We start from the raw sequence: 15,428 nt of genomic DNA, 5'->3' as shown, positions 1-15,428 counted from the left end.
ATGGCGGGAACCACCTGAACGGTTCCTGAAACAACCTGAAGAACGCTTCAGGAACCCCGGCGGTGATCTGCGAAGATCGAGTCATGCGCGTGCTCGTGGTGGAAGACGAAATGCGGTTGGCCGAGACCCTCCAATGGGGACTCGAGGCCGACGGCTACGCGGTCGACCTCGCCCACGACGGTCTCGAAGGGCTCGAACTCGCGCAGCTGTACCCGTACCAGGTGATCGTGCTGGACATCATGCTGCCGAAGCTCAACGGCTACCGCGTCTGCGCGGCACTGAGGGAACGCGGGGTGACCACGCCGATCCTCATGCTGACGGCGAAGAACGGCGAGTACGACGAGGCCGAGGCGCTCGACACCGGCGCCGACGACTACCTGAGCAAGCCGTTCTCGTATGTCGTGCTCACCGCCCGCCTGCGGGCCCTCACCCGCCGGGGCGCGGCGGGGTCGGCGGGCGTGCTGGAGTTCGGCGACCTCGTGCTCGACCCGGCGAAGCGGACGTGTCGCCGCGCCGGGACGCCGGTGTCGTTGACCACCAAGGAGTTCGCGGTCCTGGAATGCCTGCTGCGGCACGGCGGTCAGCTGGTGACGAAACGGGACATCCTCGACCAGGTCTGGGATCTGGCGTATCGGGGCGACCCCAACATCGTCGAGGTATACGTGAGCGCGCTGCGGCGCAAACTGGACGCTCCGTTCGGACGGCGCACCATCGCGACCGTGCGCGGCGCGGGCTACCGGCTGGAGGACGGATGAGCGGATGGTGGCCCTCGTCGGTGCGCCGGAGCACCGCGCTCTCGGCGGCACTGCTCTGCGCGGTCGTGTTCACCCTCGGCTGGCTGGGCACCCGCGAGCTGCTGAGCAGGCAGCTGGCGGGCACCGCCGTGAACACGACGCGGGTCCAGCTGGACCGGCTGGCCGACGGCTACCTGATCGGGCGACCGGCTCCGCCCACCGGTGATGCCCTGTTCGAGGTGGTCGACGAGTCCGGACGGCCGGTGGCGAGCAGCGAGAATCTGCGCCGCTGGGATCCCGCGTGGACGCCGTTGCCGCCCGCGCCCGCCGGGGCGCCCGCGGACTGGACGGTCACCACCAAGGCCACGCTGAAGCCCGGCGACCATCCGCAGTGGCGCGAATATCGCGAGTACACCGTGGTGGGCAAGGTGATCGACAGCGGCGGGCAGCGGCTCACCGTCTACCTGTTCGTGCTGCCGTGGGACACGCTCCGGACGCTGGGCACCTTCGACGACACGCTGCGCTTCTTCGTCCCGCTCGCGGTGCTGGTCACCGCGCTGGCCGCGTGGCTCGCCGCCGGTCGGGCGCTGCGGCCGGTGGAGGCGATCCGCCGTGAGCTGGCCGAGGTCAGCGGGAGCAGACTCGACCGCCGGGTGCCGGTGCCGCCGTCCCGAGACGAGATCGCCCGGCTGGCCACCACCACGAACGCGACCCTCGACAGGCTGCAGCAGGCCTATGAACAGCAGGAACGGTTTGTCGCGGACGCCAGCCACGAATTGCGCAGCCCGCTCGCCGGCCTCCGCGCCGGCTTGGAGGTCGCGCTCACCCACACCGAGCGCGCGGATTGGCCTGCCGTCGCCCGCCGGTCGCTGCTCGACGTCCAGCGGCTGCAACGCATCACGGCCGACCTCCTCCAGCTGGCGGGCGACCCGGCCGGGTTTCCGGAAGGCGTCGTCGACCTCGCCGACGTGGTGGGGGAGCAGGTCGCCGAACGCGCGCTCGACCCCGGCCCCGAAGTCGTGTCCGATGTGGATGGACCGGTGCCGGTGTCCGGCGAACCCGTCCAGCTGGAACGCCTGTTGCGGAACCTGCTCGACAACGCCGTGCGGCACGCGCGGTCGTCCGTCACCGTCCGGCTCCGGCGTGAGGCGGGGGAGGCGATCCTCGAAGTGAGCGACGACGGCCCCGGCATTCCCCCCGCCGATCGCGAGCGCGTCTTCGATCGGTTCGCCCGGCTCGACGACGCCCGCGCGCGGGACGCGGGCGGTACGGGTCTCGGTCTGACGCTCGCTCGCGACATCGTCGTCCGGCACGGTGGATCGCTGCGGGCGGAGGACGGCGCTCCCGGTGCGCGGCTGGTCGCCCGCCTACCCCTCAGGGGTATGTGACGAGCGTCGCTCCCCGATACCCCGCTGGGGTACCTTCAGGCTCTTGCGGTACCCCCCTGGGGTATGTACGTTGTGTTCATGAGCGGCACACGAGCCGCCCCGGATCACGAGGAGAGCCACGATGAGCGAGACGACCTACACCGTCACCGGGATGACCTGCGGCCACTGCGCGACTTCGGTCACCGAAGAGATCACCAAGATCGACGGTGTCGCCGACGTCCGGGTCGATCTGCCGACCGGCGCCGTGACCGTCATCGGTTCCCGTGAACCCGCGGTCGCGGACGTCCGCGCCGCCGTCGAAGAAGCCGGATATCACCTGACCGCCTGAGCGGCTCCCCGATCGCGGGTGGCACCCGCACTAAGGACTCCCACGATGAACACAGCAGCGAAGCTTTCCGCCTACGGTGTGGTACTCGCCCTGGTCGCCGGTGGCGGCTGGGTGGCGGGCACCGCTGTCGGTCCGTTCGCCGGTGCGGCCGGCGTGCCCGGTGGCGAGGACGCCGGGCACTCGGACACCCACGGCGGCACCGTCGCGGAAGCGGCGCACGGCAAGCAGGACCACGAACCCGCCGGGCTCGCGTCGTCCAGGGGCGGCTACACCCTCACGCCCACCACCACGACGCTCGTCCCGGGGACGACCCGGCCCTTCACCTTCTGGATCCTCGGCGCCGACGGCGCGCCGGTGACCGCCTACGACGTCGAACACGAGAAGCGGATGCACCTCATCGTCGTCCGCCGCGACACCGCGGGCTTCCAGCACATCCACCCCGAACTCGGCGCCGACGGAACCTGGTCCGTGCCGCTGGCGGTCGGTGACGCGGGGGTCTACCGCGTCTTCGCGGACTTCAAGCCCAGCGGCGGCGAGGCGACGACCCTGGGGGCCGACCTGTTCGCCGGTGGGGACTTCCGTCCCGCCGAGTACCGGACCGCGCACGTCGCGGAGGTCGACGGCTACCAGGTCCACCTCGACGGCGAACTCACGCCGGGAACGTCGTCGAAGGTGACCCTCACCGTCACCAAGAACGGCCGTGAGGTCACCGACCTGCAGCCGTACCTGGGTGCCTACGGTCACTTGGTCGCACTGCGCGGCGGCGACCTCGCGTACCTGCACGTCCACCCGGACGGCGAACCCGGCGACGGCCGGACCCCGGCGGGTCCCGCGGTCACGTTCTTCGCCGAGGTCCCGACGGCGGGCACCTACCGGCTGTTCCTGGACTTCCAGCACGAGGGCAAGGTCCGCACCGCCGAATTCACCGTCACGACAGGGGAAGGGAGTCACCGATGAGCGCGGACACCACCTCGGTGGCCACGTCGGAAGTCGAACTCGCGATCACCGGGATGACCTGCGCCTCGTGCGCCATGCGCATCGAGCGGAAGCTGAACAAGCTCGACGGTGTCACGGCCACGGTCAACTACGCCACGGAGAAGGCGAAGGTCAGCTACCCGGCCGGCATCGAGCCGCGGCGGCTGGTCGAACAGGTCGAGGCGGCCGGGTATTCGGCCGCGTTGCCCGCGGTGGAGAAGGAAGAACCCGCCGAGGCGGCCGACCCCGCCGACCCCACCGCGCCGCTGCGGCAACGGCTCATCGGTTCCGCCGTGCTTTCGGTGCCGGTGATCGTTCTCGCGATGGTGCCCGCGTTCCAGTTCACCTACTGGCAGTGGATTTCGCTGACGCTGGCCGCGCCGGTGCTGGTGTGGGCGGCGTGGCCGTTCCACAAGGCGGCGTGGGCGAATCTGCGCCATGGTGCGGCCACCATGGACACGCTGATCTCGATGGGCACGCTCGCCGCGTTCCTGTGGTCGTTGTACGCCTTGCTGTTCGGCACCGCCGGCACGCCGGGGATGACGCACGCCTTCGAGCTCACCGTGCAGCGGATGGCGGGCGACGGCAACATCTATCTCGAGGTCGCCGCCGGCGTCACGACGTTCATCCTCGCCGGGCGCTACTTCGAAGCGCGGTCCAAGCGGCGGGCGGGCGCGGCCCTGCGCGCCCTGCTCGAACTCGGCGCGAAGGACGTCGCGGTGCTCCGCGACGGCAAGGAAGTGCGTGTCCCGATCGGTGAACTCGCGGTGGGCGAGGAATTCGTGGTGCGGCCGGGGGAGAAGATCGCGACCGACGGCGTGATCACCGAAGGCGCGTCGGCGGTCGACGCGAGCATGCTGACCGGTGAAAGCGTTCCGGTGGAGGTCGTCCCCGGTGACACGGTGGCGGGGGCGACGGTCAACGCGGGCGGCAGGCTCGTCGTCCGGGCGACCCGGGTCGGCGCCGACACGCAGCTGGCGCAGATGGCGAAGCTCGTGGAGGCGGCCCAGACCGGGAAGGCTCAGGTCCAGCGGCTGGCGGACCGCGTTTCGGCGGTCTTCGTGCCGATCGTGATCGCGCTCGCCGTCGGCACGCTGATGTTCTGGCTCGGCACCGGTGGTTCGGTGGCGGCGGCGTTCACCGCGGCGGTCGCCGTGCTGATCATCGCCTGCCCGTGCGCACTGGGCCTGGCGACCCCGACCGCCCTGCTGGTCGGCACCGGACGGGGTGCGCAGCTCGGCATCCTGATCAAGGGCCCCGAGGTGCTGGAATCGACCCGCGCGGTCGACACGGTCGTCCTCGACAAGACCGGCACCGTGACCACTGGGCAAATGTCGCTGGTGGCGGTCCACGTCGCCGAAGGCACCGACGAGGAGACGACGCTGCGGCTGGCCGGAGCGCTGGAGAACGCGTCGGAACACCCGATCGCACAGGCCATCGCCCGTGCCGCACGGGAACGCACCGGGGAACTCCCGGCCGTCGAGGAGTTCACCAGCCTCGAAGGCCTTGGCGTACAAGGAATCGTCGGCGGTTCGGCGGTTCTGGTCGGCCGGAGCGCGTTGCTGGAGCAGTGGAGCCATCGCCTGACGCCCGAGCTGGCGGAGGCCAAGGCGGCGGAGGAGAAGCTCGGCCGGACGGCGGTCGTGGTCGGCTGGGACGGCGAGGCCAGGGCGATCCTGGTCGTCGCGGACACCGTGAAGCCGTCGTCCGCGGAAGCGATCTCCCGGTTGCGCGGCCTGGGGCTCACCCCGGTCCTGCTGACCGGCGACAACGAGGCCGTGGCCCGCGCGGTGGCGGCCGAGGTGGGGATCGACACCGTGATCGCCGAGGTGCTGCCGAAGGACAAGGTCGACGTCGTCAAGCGGCTCCAGGGTGAGGGCAAGGTCGTGGCGATGGTCGGCGACGGCGTCAACGACGCGGCCGCGCTGGCACAGGCCGACCTCGGCCTGGCGATGGGCACCGGCACCGACGTCGCCATCGAGGCCGGGGACCTGACCCTGGTCCGCGGCGACCTGCGGGCGGCGGTGGACGCGATCCGGCTTTCGCGGCGGACGCTGCGCACCATCAAGGGCAACCTGTTCTGGGCCTTCGCCTACAACGTCGCGGCGCTGCCACTGGCCGCGGCGGGGCTGCTCAACCCGATGATCGCCGGTGCCGCGATGGCCTTCAGTTCGGTCTTCGTGGTGTTCAACAGCCTGCGCCTGCGCGGGTTCCGGAGCATCACCGCTTGACGGCCGGACCAGACCTCCTCCAGTATGAACACGTGTTCATGAACGCACGTTCATAACGGAGGAGGTTCTGGTATGCCCGGCATCGTCAACACCGCCCAGGCGGAGGCGTGGAACGGCTACGAGGGACGGCACTGGGCCGAGCACGACGAGCGCTACGACGCGGTGAACAGCGGGTTCAACGAGTTCCTGTTCGACGCGGCTGGGATCGGCGAGCGGGACCGGGTGCTCGACATCGGCTGCGGCAACGGACAGGTCACCCGGCTCGCCGCCGTCCGCGCTCCGCTCGGAGGCGCGACCGGGATCGACCTGTCCGCGCCGATGCTCGCCACGGCGCGGGCCCGCGCGGAGGCCGAACGTGTCGCGAACGTGGTGTTCGAGCGAGGCGACGTCCAGGTCTTCCCGTTCGGGGAGGGCGTTTTCGACGTCGCGCTCAGCCGGTTCGCGGTGATGTTCTTCGCGGATCCGGTCGCGGCCTTCGCGAACGTGCGCCGGGCGCTGCGGCCGGGAGGCAGGCTCGCGTTCCTGTGCATGACCGAACTCGCCGGAACCGATCTGGGTACCGTTTTCGGCGCTCTGGCACCGTTCCTGCCGACTCCGACCGGTGCGGACGGGACCGGGCCGACGTCGTTCGCCGACCCGGTGCGGGTCCGCTCGGTGCTGACGGACGCCGGATTCCTCGACGTCACCTGCGACCGTGTCGAGGCCGATCAGGTCTGGGGGAGCGACGTCCCGGACGCGGCGGACTTCATCGCGGGCTGGGGCCCGGTCAAGTATCACCTCGACCAGGCCGGCACCGAAGCGGCGAACGGCGCGCGAGAAGCGCTTTCGGCCGCGCTTCGGCCTTTCGGCGGGGCCGGCGGTGTCCGGCTGCGCGGCGCGGCGTGGCTCGTCACGGCGTCGGCGCGGGCCGAGTCCTGATGTCACCGAGAAAAGCGGCGGCCCTGCGTCACACTGAAGACGGCCGGAGCCTGCGCGAGCACCTCATCGCCACGGCCGCGGACCTGATTTCCGCCCACGGCACCGCGGAACTCACGGTCCGTGCCATCGCGCGCGCGGCCGGGGTCGCCGACGGCGTGCTGTACAACCACTTCACCGACAAGGAGGAGTTGCTGGCCGCCGCTTTGGCGGAACACGTGCGGAGGGTCGAAGGCGAACTCGGCGAGCTGCCCGTGCCAGGTTCCGATACGGTCGAGGCCAACCTCCGCATCCAGCTGGCGTACGGGTTGGCTCTGCACAAGGAGATCCTGCCCGCGTTCGCCGGGTTGCTGACCCGTCCCGCCGTGCTCGCGCGGTTCGGGGAACTGGCCGAGGACGGCGAGACCTGGCGCGATCGCCTCGCCGGATATCTGCGTGCGGAAAAGGAACTGGGCAGGCTGGGCGGCGATGTCGACGCGGCGGCGGCGATGCTGGTCGGCGTCTGCCACGAAACGGTGCTCTCCGCTCTGCTCCCGCACGGTCCGAAGGTGACCACCTCGCCGGGGACGGAAGCCGTGGTCAAGACGGTGTTGGAGGGCATCGCGGCCCGTTGACTCCGTGTCGGGTTCGACACGGGTTGACCGGCGGGCGTTCTGGGTAACCCGGATGTGCGACTTCAGCAGGGAGGTCGCGCGCGACGGGAAGGGTGACTCCATGATCAGCATCGCGGAGCATCCGGTGCCGGGAACCTGGGTGCTCGACCTGCGCGCCACGACGCCACGGGCGTTGCCGGACATGCGCGCCTGGGTGGTGAGATGCCTTCCCGACCTCGGCGAGGGTCATCGCGACGACGTCCTGCTGGCGGCGACCGAACTCGTCGCCAACGCCTACGTCCACGGCGGTGGTGCACGGCACATCCAGCTGTGGCGCGGCGTATCGCCGTGCGCGGTCCGTATCGAGGTCGCGGACGTCAGCGTCGAACAGCCCCGGGCGCGTTGTTCGCAGATCGAGGATCCCCGCGGGCGCGGCCTGCTCGTCGTCGACGGGGTGGCCGTGCAATGGGGCGTCCGGCGTGAGCCGGTGCGGGGCGGGAAGATCGTCTGGGCGCATATCCGCTGCGACGGCGGCTGCCCGGAAGCGCTACCGCGCGTGCGCGCGAAGCGCTCCCGGAACTGACCGGACTTAGGCGGCGCGGCGTGCGGTGAGCAGGCCGAGCGCGGAGATGGCGGCGAAACCGAACAGCAGCCACCTCGCCGACGTGATCACCGAGGAGCCGCCGAGGTTGACCAGCAGGCCGGCGACCGCCGCACAGAACGCTGTCGACATCGTCAGCACCGTCGCGATCGCGGCCGCCGCCTGACCGCCCTCGCCGTCGCGTCCTACGGGCCGAAGCGCTGACGAGCTGGCTCACCGACCAGCCCAAGGACAGCGCGGCGGCGAAGAATCCCGCCGCCGCGGGCGGAAGCCCGCCCAGCCGCTGGCCGAACAGCGGCAAGAACATCTCCACCGCGACGCCGGAAGCCAGCACCATGATGGTCAGGTAGATCCACCGCGGTCGCGAGCCTCGCCGGTACACCGAACCGGGCAGCACGCTCGCGGCGGCGCGATTCTCCTCGCTGCCGTAAGGATTGCGCTTCGCATCCTGTCGGCGCGGGGAGCCCCGGTGATCGGACAAATCGGACGTGAATCACGTCACATTTTCGTGCGGCCCTCGATGGCGGCGCGGGCGGCCTCGACCGATTTCCGGACGACGACTTCCGTGGAGTAGCCCTGTTTCGTGAAGACGCCGTCGAGGTAGAACGTGCCGTAACCATGTGCCTGGGTGAACAGCTGCTCCATCAGTTCGAGGCCCTCTTCCGGCCGGTCGGCGACGGTGAGGCAGAGCATGACGAACTGGTCGGTCAGTCGGCGGGTCTGCTCGTGCAGTGCGGCGTGCTCAGGGCCCTGCAGGCCGTCCGAGTAGATGATGTTCATCCCGGCCCGGCGTTCGATCAGGTATTCCGTGTACGCGCCGGCGGCGGCCGCGAGTGCCGCGACGGGTTCGCTCTCGGCCTCGATCGCGTCGTGCACCCTGTCGGCCAGCTGACAGGCGACGGTGGCCGCGATCGCGGCCATCAGGCTCTCCTTGTCCGGGAAATGCCGATAGGGCGCGCCTGGGCTGACCTTCGCGCGCCTGGCGACCTCGGCGACGGAGAACGCGCCCAGTCCCTGTTCGGCGATCAGGTCGAGCGAGATCCGCACGAGTTCGGCGCGAAGGTCGCCGTGGTGGTACTTGCCGCCCATGTCGTGGATCACACCGTCCCGGTCGCGGAATATGTAAGAGCCCTCTTACGCTAGTTGTAAGTGACCTCTTACATGGTCTCACTGTTTCTCGGAGGGTTTCATGACGACGACCACGCACGCCATCGCCGCGCCGTCCCCGGGCGCCGCTCTGTCGCCGACGACGATCGAGCGTCGCGACCTGCGTCCGGACGACGTGCTGATCGACATCGCGTACGCGGGGATCTGCCACAGCGACATCCACCAGGTGAAGGAGGACTGGGGCAGCGCGATCTTCCCGATGGTGCCCGGTCACGAGATCGCCGGCGTCGTCGCCGCTGTCGGCTCCGACGTCACGAAGTACCGGGTCGGGGACCGCGTCGGGGTCGGTTGCATGGTCGATTCCTGTGGCGAGTGCGAGTACTGCCTCGCGGGCACCGAGCAGTTCTGCCTCAAGGGCAACATCCAGACCTACAACGGCGTCGGTTTCGACGGCGAGAACACCTACGGCGGCTACAGTCGTCAGATCGTCGTGAAGGACGCTTTCGTCTGCCGCATCCCGGAAGGGATCGGCCTCGACGTCGCCGCCCCGCTGCTGTGCGCGGGCATCACCACCTACTCCCCGCTGAACCGCTGGGGAGCCGGGCCGGGCAAGAAGGTCGCCGTCGTCGGCCTCGGCGGACTCGGCCACATGGCGGTCAAGATCGCGGTCGCCATGGGTGCCGAGGTCACCGTGCTCAGCCAGAGCCTGAAGAAGCAGGAGGACGGCCTGAAGCTGGGCGCGAAGGACTACTTCGCGACCGGTGACGCGTCGACGTTCAAGGAGCTGCGCGGCCGCTTCGACCTGATCCTCAACACCGTTTCGGCGACGCTGCCTGTCGACTCGTACCTCGGCATGCTGCGAGTCGGTGGAGCGATGGTGAACGTCGGCGCGCCCGGCGAACCGCTGTCCTACAACGCCTTCTCGCTGCTCGGCGGCAACAGGGTGCTCGCCGGTTCGATGATCGGCGGGATCGCCGAGACCCAGGAGATGCTCGACTTCTGCGCCGAGCACGGGATCGGCGCGGAGATCGAGACGATCTCGGCCGACCAGGTGAACGTGGCCTACGACCGGGTCGAGAACAGCGACGTCCGCTACCGGTTCGTCATCGACGCGGCGACCATCGGCGCGTGATTCGGCCGGGCCGGTCGTGAGTGGTAAGGACGGTTCTAACCGTCCTTACCACTCACGACCAGCCCGCGCCTCACATCAGCAGCAGGGGCACCGTGTTCATCGCGGTGTGCGCGGCGATCGGGGCCCACAGGTTGCGGTAGCGCGACCACAGGTAGCCGGTGAACAGGCCGAAGAACCCTTGGAAGGCCACGATCGCGCCCAGGGTGAGCGGGAGTGATCCCTGTCCGTGCGTCGGCAGGTGCAGCCACGCGAACAACAGTGACGCCAGCAGGATTCCCGGCCACCGCCCGAAAAGTGCCTCCAGCCGGGTCTGCAGCATGCCGCGGAAGAAGACCTCTTCGAGGACGTTCGCGGTGAAGAAGGTCAGCGTCGCGCCCACCGCCAGGTACACCGGGTCCGGGTAGTCCTCCGCGGTGGGGAGCGGCGGCGCGAGCGGGCCGAGGACGTAGAGCCAGCCGAACACGAGTACCGCCGGGATCGGCGCGAGCCATCGCCAAGCCTGCCGGGGCCGCCACGTGAGCCGGAAGGGATCCGGTTCCCCTTGCGTACGCAGGGTTCGCAGAAGAATCAGTGGCAGCACCAGGTACGCCAGCGGCTTGGCGAGCGCCCAGATGTCGCGGACCAGTGCCTGCTGTCCCGCCGCCGAAACCAGGAACAATGCCAACGGCCACAGGAAGGCGATGAGCGCCAAGGCCGTCGCCTGTCTGCCCAGTCCGCGCCGGTCGGTCACGTGGGGGAGCAGTTTCGGCGCGTGGAGCGGGATCCCGTGAATCAGCAGGATCCCGGCCAGCGCGGGGATCAGGGCGCCCGCGAGGGAAAGCTCCTTGTCCGAGTCCGCGGACGGCTTGATCGTGTCGTGCCCGGTCGCCAGCAGCAGCGCGGGCGCGGCCACGAACACCGCGAGCCCGCCGAAGAGGATTTCCCAGGCGACACCCGGGCGCGTGCCGGTTTTTTCTGTCACCGGGCAAGGATCTTCGAAGCTGCGTGAGTCCGCGTCATCACTTCGGAGGACTTCAGCCGACCGCGATGACCTTTTCCAGGCTGCGCAGGCACAAAGTGAGCGCCTCGTGCTTCGGCGTCTTCTCGCGCACCAGCCCCCACGCCGTATAGAGCAGGCTCCAGAGCAGTTGCAGCAACCATTCCTTCGTCATCGCCGGATCGATCGAGCCCTCGGCGTGCCCGCGTTCGATGAGCCGCAGCAGGAGACGGTCGTCGTCGCTCTCTTCCTCCCATTCGGGCCGGGTCATCAGATCCGGCATGGTGAACAGCAGCTGGAAGACGTCGGCGTGTTCGAAGTACTCCTGGCACAGTCTCGCCAGCACGGCCGGAACCGGGCCGTCGTCGAGCCGGGCCCGTTCGGTGCTCTGGGAGATCTTGTCCAGTGCGTCGTGGCTGATGGCGTCGATGAGGTCCGAACGCTCCGCGAAGTACCGGTGCACCGTGGTGCGCCCGACGTTCGCCGCCGCCGCGATGTCGGCCAGCGTGGCGCTCGGTTGCCTGGTCAACGTCTCGATGGCCGCGTCGAGAATCGCGCGCCGGGTCCTCGCCCGGACACCCGTCTCGGTGGCCACACCCTCACTCATGGCCGGTACCGTACCTCGCTCTCCGATATGGAACTTACTTGACGATTTTAGAACACGCGTGTTCCATTGAGAACCATGAATACTCCACGGTTGAAGGTGCTGTGGTCGTTCGCGCGACCGCACAAGGGGGCACTCGCGATCGGCCTGGTACTCGCCCTGCTCGGTTCCGCGACCGGTCTGGCCACGCCCATGGTCACGAAGTGGGTGCTCGATTCGCTCGGTTCGTCGGCGTCGCTGGCGGGTCCCGTGACGGCGTTGCTCGGCCTGATGCTGGTCGGCTCGGTGATCTGGCTGTCGCAGTGGATCCTGCTCGGCACGGTCGGCGAGCGGGTGGTGCTGAAGGCGCGGGAATCGATGGTTCGGCGGTTCTTCCGCGCGACGATCCCGGCGATCACGAAGCGGCCGACGGGGGAACTGGTCACCCGCGTCACCTCGGACACGGTGCTGCTGCGCGAGGCGGCGTCTTCCAGTGTGATCGGCCTGATCAACGGCGTGGTGATGCTCGTCGGCACCCTGGTGCTGATGAGCGTGCTCGACCCGGTGCTGCTGGCGACGACGGTGGCGGCCGTGCTCGTGGTGATCGCGCTGTTCACCTGGCTCATGCCCGCCATCGCGAAGGAACAGGAGAAGGCACAGGACCGCGTGGGCCGTCTCGGCGGTGTCCTCGAGGGCGCGCTTCGGGCGATCCGCACGGTGAAGGCCAGCCGTGCCGAAACCCGGCAGTCCGAGCGGATCCTGGTCGACGCCCAAGCCGCCACCGTGCACGGCGTCCGCGCGGTACGGCGGCAAGCAGTCGCCTGGGTGGTGGCCTGGACGGGCATCCAGGGCGCGACACTCGTGATCCTCGGTCTCGGCGCCTGGCGTGTCGGCGCGGGCCTGCTCGAAGTGTCGAGCCTCATCGCGTTCCTGCTGTACGCGTTCGCGTTGATGGAGCCGATCACCGAGCTCAGCCAGAACATGACCGCTCTGCAGGCGGGGATCGCCGCGGCCGGGCGGATCCGGGAGATGGACGCACTGGAGATGGAGGAGGACCGGGCATCGACCCGGCGGGAACCGGTCGGGGAGCAGGACGGCCCGGTACTGGAACTGCGCGGGGTGACCGCGGGCTACGGCGGCGACCCGGCATTGCGGGACGTGTCGCTGAAGATCCCGAGACGCGGGCACACCGCGATCGTCGGGCCGTCCGGCGCGGGTAAGACCACGATGCTGTCGCTGATCATGCGGTTCGTGCGGCCGGAGTCGGGGGCACTGCTGTTGGACGGGCGTGAGTACGCGGACCTGCCGTACGCGGAGGTGCGGACTCGGCTGGCCTACGTCGAGCAGGAGACGCCGATCGTGCCGGGGACGATCCGGGAGAACCTGCTCTTCACCCATCCGGACGCGACCGAGGAGGAGGTGCGGCGGGCGCTCGGCGAAGTCCGGCTGGGCGACAAGATCGCCGCACTCGACGACGGTCTGGACACCCCGCTTTCGTCGACGTCGGTGTCCGGTGGGGAACGGCAGCGGATCGCGCTGACCAGGGCGATCCTGCGCACGCCGGACGTGGTGCTGCTGGACGAGGCGACCGCGCAGGTCGACGGCCGGACCGAGAGCGCGATCCACGACTGCATCCGGCGGCTGGCCCGCGAGGGCGCCGTGGTGACCGTGGCGCACCGGCTGTCCACGGTGATCGACGCGGACACCATCGTGGTGATGGAGGAAGGCCGCGTCCGGGCGAGCGGAAGCCACGAGCACCTGCTCGCCACCGACACGCTGTACCGGGAACTGGTGGAGGCGCTGCGGATCGCGGGGGAGGCGGCCCCGGTGCCCGGCTGATCCGCTCAGGCGGAGACGGCGCGGACGCCCGGCGGCATCTCGCGGTTGACCTCGTCGAGCCGGGTGGCGACCGTCCGGCAGGGTTCACAGTCCGCCAGGTGCGTGGTGATCAGGTTCGCCCGGCGGCCCGGTACGCCGCCCCTGAGCCACGCGCCCATCCGGCGCCGCGCTTCCTGGCAGCACGGCGTTCCCGCCTCGGGGACCTGCGCCTGCAGGAAGGCCTGGCGCAGCCCTTCGCGGGCCCGCAGGGCCAGGACGGAGGCGCCGTTGGGGGAGACCCCCAGCAGCGGGGCGACCACCTTCGGCGAGTCGCCTTCGGCCTCGGTCCGCCACAGCACGGTCCGCCAGCGGCCGGGCAGCGCGCAGTAGGCGGTCCACGCCAACCAGGCGTTCGAGCGGAGGATGAGGAGTTCTTCCGCGCCTACAGCCCCGGCGGCTTCTTCGACCGCCGGGGTCGTTCCGTACAACTCGACCCGCTTGTGGTGGCGGCTCCACTTGGCCGCGAGATTCCGGATGGTGACCGCGAGGTAAGGACGGAGGTTCTCCCTCGGGCCGCCGCCGTCGCGGATGATGCTCAGGACACGCACGAAGGCTTCGGCCACGAGGTCGTCCCGTTCTGCGGGCTCGGCGACCCAGCCCGCCGCGATCCGGCGGAGCGGCTCGGCGTGCCGCCGGAAAAGCGCCTCGCCGGCGGCGATGTCACCGGCGCGGAAGGCGTCGAGCAGCGTGGCGTCCGCTGTGGTGTCGTCGACGTCATCCCTCATCGCGGTCTCCCGGACGGGCCAATCTGAATACCCTCGGTGGCACTCTGCTGCCAAAAGTAACCGGTACGGCAGTGTACCCAATAACCGGCCACGGATAAACTCCGGGGGATGACGCCTGAAGCCGACGCGCCGCGGCCGGACGGCCGGGCGGCGCGCTGGGCGGGACAGCGGGAGCGCCGTCGACGGGAGTTCGTCGACGCGGCGCTGCGCGCGATCGCCGAGCACGGCCCGGAGGTCTCCACCGAAAAGATCGCCGACGAGGCGGGGGTGGCGAGAACCCGGGTGTACAAGCATTTCGACGACGCCGCCGATCTGCAGCGCGCGATCGCAGACCGCGCCGTCCGCCTCATCACCGCCGAACTGGCCCCGCTGTGGGACCCGAGCGGGACGCCGATGCAGCTGATCACCGTCGCGGTGGGCGCGCACACGGGCTGGCTCGCCGAACACGGGAACCTCTACCGCTATCTCGCCCGGCACTCCCAAGCCGGGCGGCGCGGTGGCGACGCCATCACCGATGTCAGAACGGCGATCGCCCGGCAGCTCACCGTCCTGTTCGAGCACTACCTCGACACCTTCGACCTCGACGTCCGGATCGCCGAACCGCTCGCCTTCGGGCTGGTCGGCCTCGTCGACACGAGTGCCGCGCGCTGGCTGGAAAACCCGCGCGACATCGAGCTCCCGGAGCTCGCGGCCTTGCTGGTGCGGTGGATCTGGCGGGTCATCGACGACACGCTCCGGGAACGCGGGATCGAACTCGATCCGGACTCGCCGCTGCTCGTGCCAGGCGCCTGAGCGTCGGTCACCGTTCACAACGCGCTGCCCGCTCCGGCGGACCGGGAGGTCGTCGGCGGGATCGCCGGGCCGGTCGTGAGTGGTAAGTGTCGTTCTGGCGGACCGGTATTTGCTGACCTACTGGACCGACCCCGTCTTGGTGCCGCGGTGGAGCTGGTGCGGGCGGGCGGCGTGCCGGACGCCGGGTTTGAGTGGCACAGCCTTGATCAACGGAGGATCGGGGACGGTGAGTGTCCCGGATCCTCCGTTGATCATGGTCCGGGACGGGGTCACCCCGTGTCGATGAAGGAATTGGGACGTTGAGTGTCCTAATTCCTTCATAGACGATCCCGATACCCGCTGGGATCGTTGCCCTCGCGCAGGTCAGCAGCAGGTAGGCAAATACCGGTCCGTTCTAAGAGCGTGTCTTGGAACCTGACTGGGTGGTCCTGGCGCGCTTAGTGGCGGGTCAGGCGCCTGGTCATCATAGT

General features: G+C 69.8%; 16 protein-coding genes. 11 read left to right on the top strand and 5 right to left on the bottom strand.

Going from position 1 to position 15,428, the window contains the following annotated elements:
- The first annotated feature begins 83 nt into the window (after nt 1-83).
- From H074_RS38155 to H074_RS38120, 8 genes are all read left to right on the top strand, one after another.
- The gene (locus H074_RS38155; RefSeq protein WP_039924565.1) at nt 84-755 is read left to right on the top strand and encodes a response regulator transcription factor; all 672 of its coding nucleotides are present in this window, start codon (nt 84-86) and stop codon (nt 753-755) included.
- Entirely contained in the window at nt 752-2,122 is a 1,371-nt protein-coding gene (locus H074_RS38150) for a sensor histidine kinase (protein ID WP_007035450.1), read from the top strand. Before H074_RS38155 ends, H074_RS38150 begins: the two co-directional genes overlap by 4 nt.
- Nucleotides 2,123-2,243: 121 nt before the next feature.
- Nucleotides 2,244-2,450: a heavy-metal-associated domain-containing protein gene (locus tag H074_RS38145; protein WP_007035449.1), complete on the top strand. Its 207-nt coding sequence runs from the start codon at nt 2,244-2,246 to the stop codon at nt 2,448-2,450.
- 45 nt (nt 2,451-2,495) lie between these two features.
- Nucleotides 2,496-3,407, top strand: coding sequence for a hypothetical protein (locus H074_RS38140; protein WP_007035448.1), 912 nt, complete (start codon nt 2,496-2,498; stop codon nt 3,405-3,407).
- The gene (locus H074_RS38135; RefSeq protein WP_007035447.1) at nt 3,404-5,656 is read left to right on the top strand and encodes a heavy metal translocating P-type ATPase; all 2,253 of its coding nucleotides are present in this window, start codon (nt 3,404-3,406) and stop codon (nt 5,654-5,656) included. The genes H074_RS38140 and H074_RS38135 overlap by 4 nt, the downstream gene beginning before the upstream one ends.
- Nucleotides 5,657-5,728: 72 nt before the next feature.
- Entirely contained in the window at nt 5,729-6,574 is an 846-nt protein-coding gene (locus H074_RS38130; protein ID WP_007035446.1) for a class I SAM-dependent methyltransferase, read from the top strand.
- Nucleotides 6,574-7,185, top strand: a complete 612-nt coding sequence (locus H074_RS38125; protein ID WP_007035445.1) for a TetR/AcrR family transcriptional regulator — start codon at nt 6,574-6,576, stop codon at nt 7,183-7,185. Before H074_RS38130 ends, H074_RS38125 begins: the two co-directional genes overlap by 1 nt.
- Nucleotides 7,186-7,285: 100 nt before the next feature.
- The gene (locus tag H074_RS38120; RefSeq protein WP_039924584.1) at nt 7,286-7,747 is read left to right on the top strand and encodes an ATP-binding protein; all 462 of its coding nucleotides are present in this window, start codon (nt 7,286-7,288) and stop codon (nt 7,745-7,747) included.
- A 6-nt stretch (nt 7,748-7,753) separates the two neighbouring features.
- Here the strand turns inward: H074_RS38120 and H074_RS41920 are convergent, their stop codons facing one another.
- Nucleotides 7,754-7,897, bottom strand: a complete 144-nt coding sequence (locus H074_RS41920; RefSeq protein ID WP_235096990.1) for a hypothetical protein — start codon at nt 7,895-7,897, stop codon at nt 7,754-7,756.
- Between the two features lie 366 nt (nt 7,898-8,263).
- On the bottom strand, nt 8,264-8,866 hold the full coding sequence (locus H074_RS38115) for a TetR/AcrR family transcriptional regulator (protein ID WP_007035442.1): 603 nt from the start codon (nt 8,864-8,866) through the stop codon (nt 8,264-8,266).
- A gap of 88 nt (nt 8,867-8,954) precedes the next feature.
- Between H074_RS38115 and H074_RS38110 the strand changes: the two genes are divergently transcribed.
- Nucleotides 8,955-10,004 carry an NAD(P)-dependent alcohol dehydrogenase gene (locus H074_RS38110; protein ID WP_007035441.1) on the top strand — a complete coding sequence of 350 codons (1,050 nt, stop codon included), beginning with the start codon at nt 8,955-8,957 and terminating at the stop codon, nt 10,002-10,004.
- A gap of 70 nt (nt 10,005-10,074) precedes the next feature.
- On the opposite strand, the gene H074_RS38105 is transcribed toward H074_RS38110, so the two are convergent.
- The gene (locus tag H074_RS38105) at nt 10,075-10,965 is read right to left on the bottom strand and encodes a CPBP family intramembrane glutamic endopeptidase (protein WP_007035440.1); all 891 of its coding nucleotides are present in this window, start codon (nt 10,963-10,965) and stop codon (nt 10,075-10,077) included.
- A 52-nt stretch (nt 10,966-11,017) separates the two neighbouring features.
- A complete protein-coding gene (locus tag H074_RS38100) occupies nt 11,018-11,587 on the bottom strand; it encodes a TetR/AcrR family transcriptional regulator (protein WP_007035439.1) in 570 nt (189 codons plus the stop codon).
- Nucleotides 11,588-11,662: 75 nt separating this feature from the next.
- On the opposite strand from H074_RS38100, the gene H074_RS38095 reads away from it, so the two are divergent.
- The gene (locus H074_RS38095; RefSeq protein ID WP_235096989.1) at nt 11,663-13,402 is read left to right on the top strand and encodes an ABC transporter ATP-binding protein; all 1,740 of its coding nucleotides are present in this window, start codon (nt 11,663-11,665) and stop codon (nt 13,400-13,402) included.
- 5 nt (nt 13,403-13,407) lie between these two features.
- Here the strand turns inward: H074_RS38095 and H074_RS38090 are convergent, their stop codons facing one another.
- Complete coding sequence (locus H074_RS38090) at nt 13,408-14,166, bottom strand: sigma-70 family RNA polymerase sigma factor (protein WP_007035437.1); 759 nt, start codon at nt 14,164-14,166, stop codon at nt 13,408-13,410.
- Nucleotides 14,167-14,274: 108 nt separating this feature from the next.
- Between H074_RS38090 and H074_RS38085 the strand changes: the two genes are divergently transcribed.
- Entirely contained in the window at nt 14,275-14,958 is a 684-nt protein-coding gene (locus H074_RS38085; protein ID WP_007035436.1) for a TetR/AcrR family transcriptional regulator, read from the top strand.
- Nucleotides 14,959-15,428: the final 470 nt, after the last annotated feature.

The organism is Amycolatopsis decaplanina DSM 44594 (assembly GCF_000342005.1).
Lineage (GTDB): Bacteria > Actinomycetota > Actinomycetes > Mycobacteriales > Pseudonocardiaceae > Amycolatopsis > Amycolatopsis decaplanina.
This window is presented reverse-complemented; position numbering and strand designations above follow the sequence as displayed.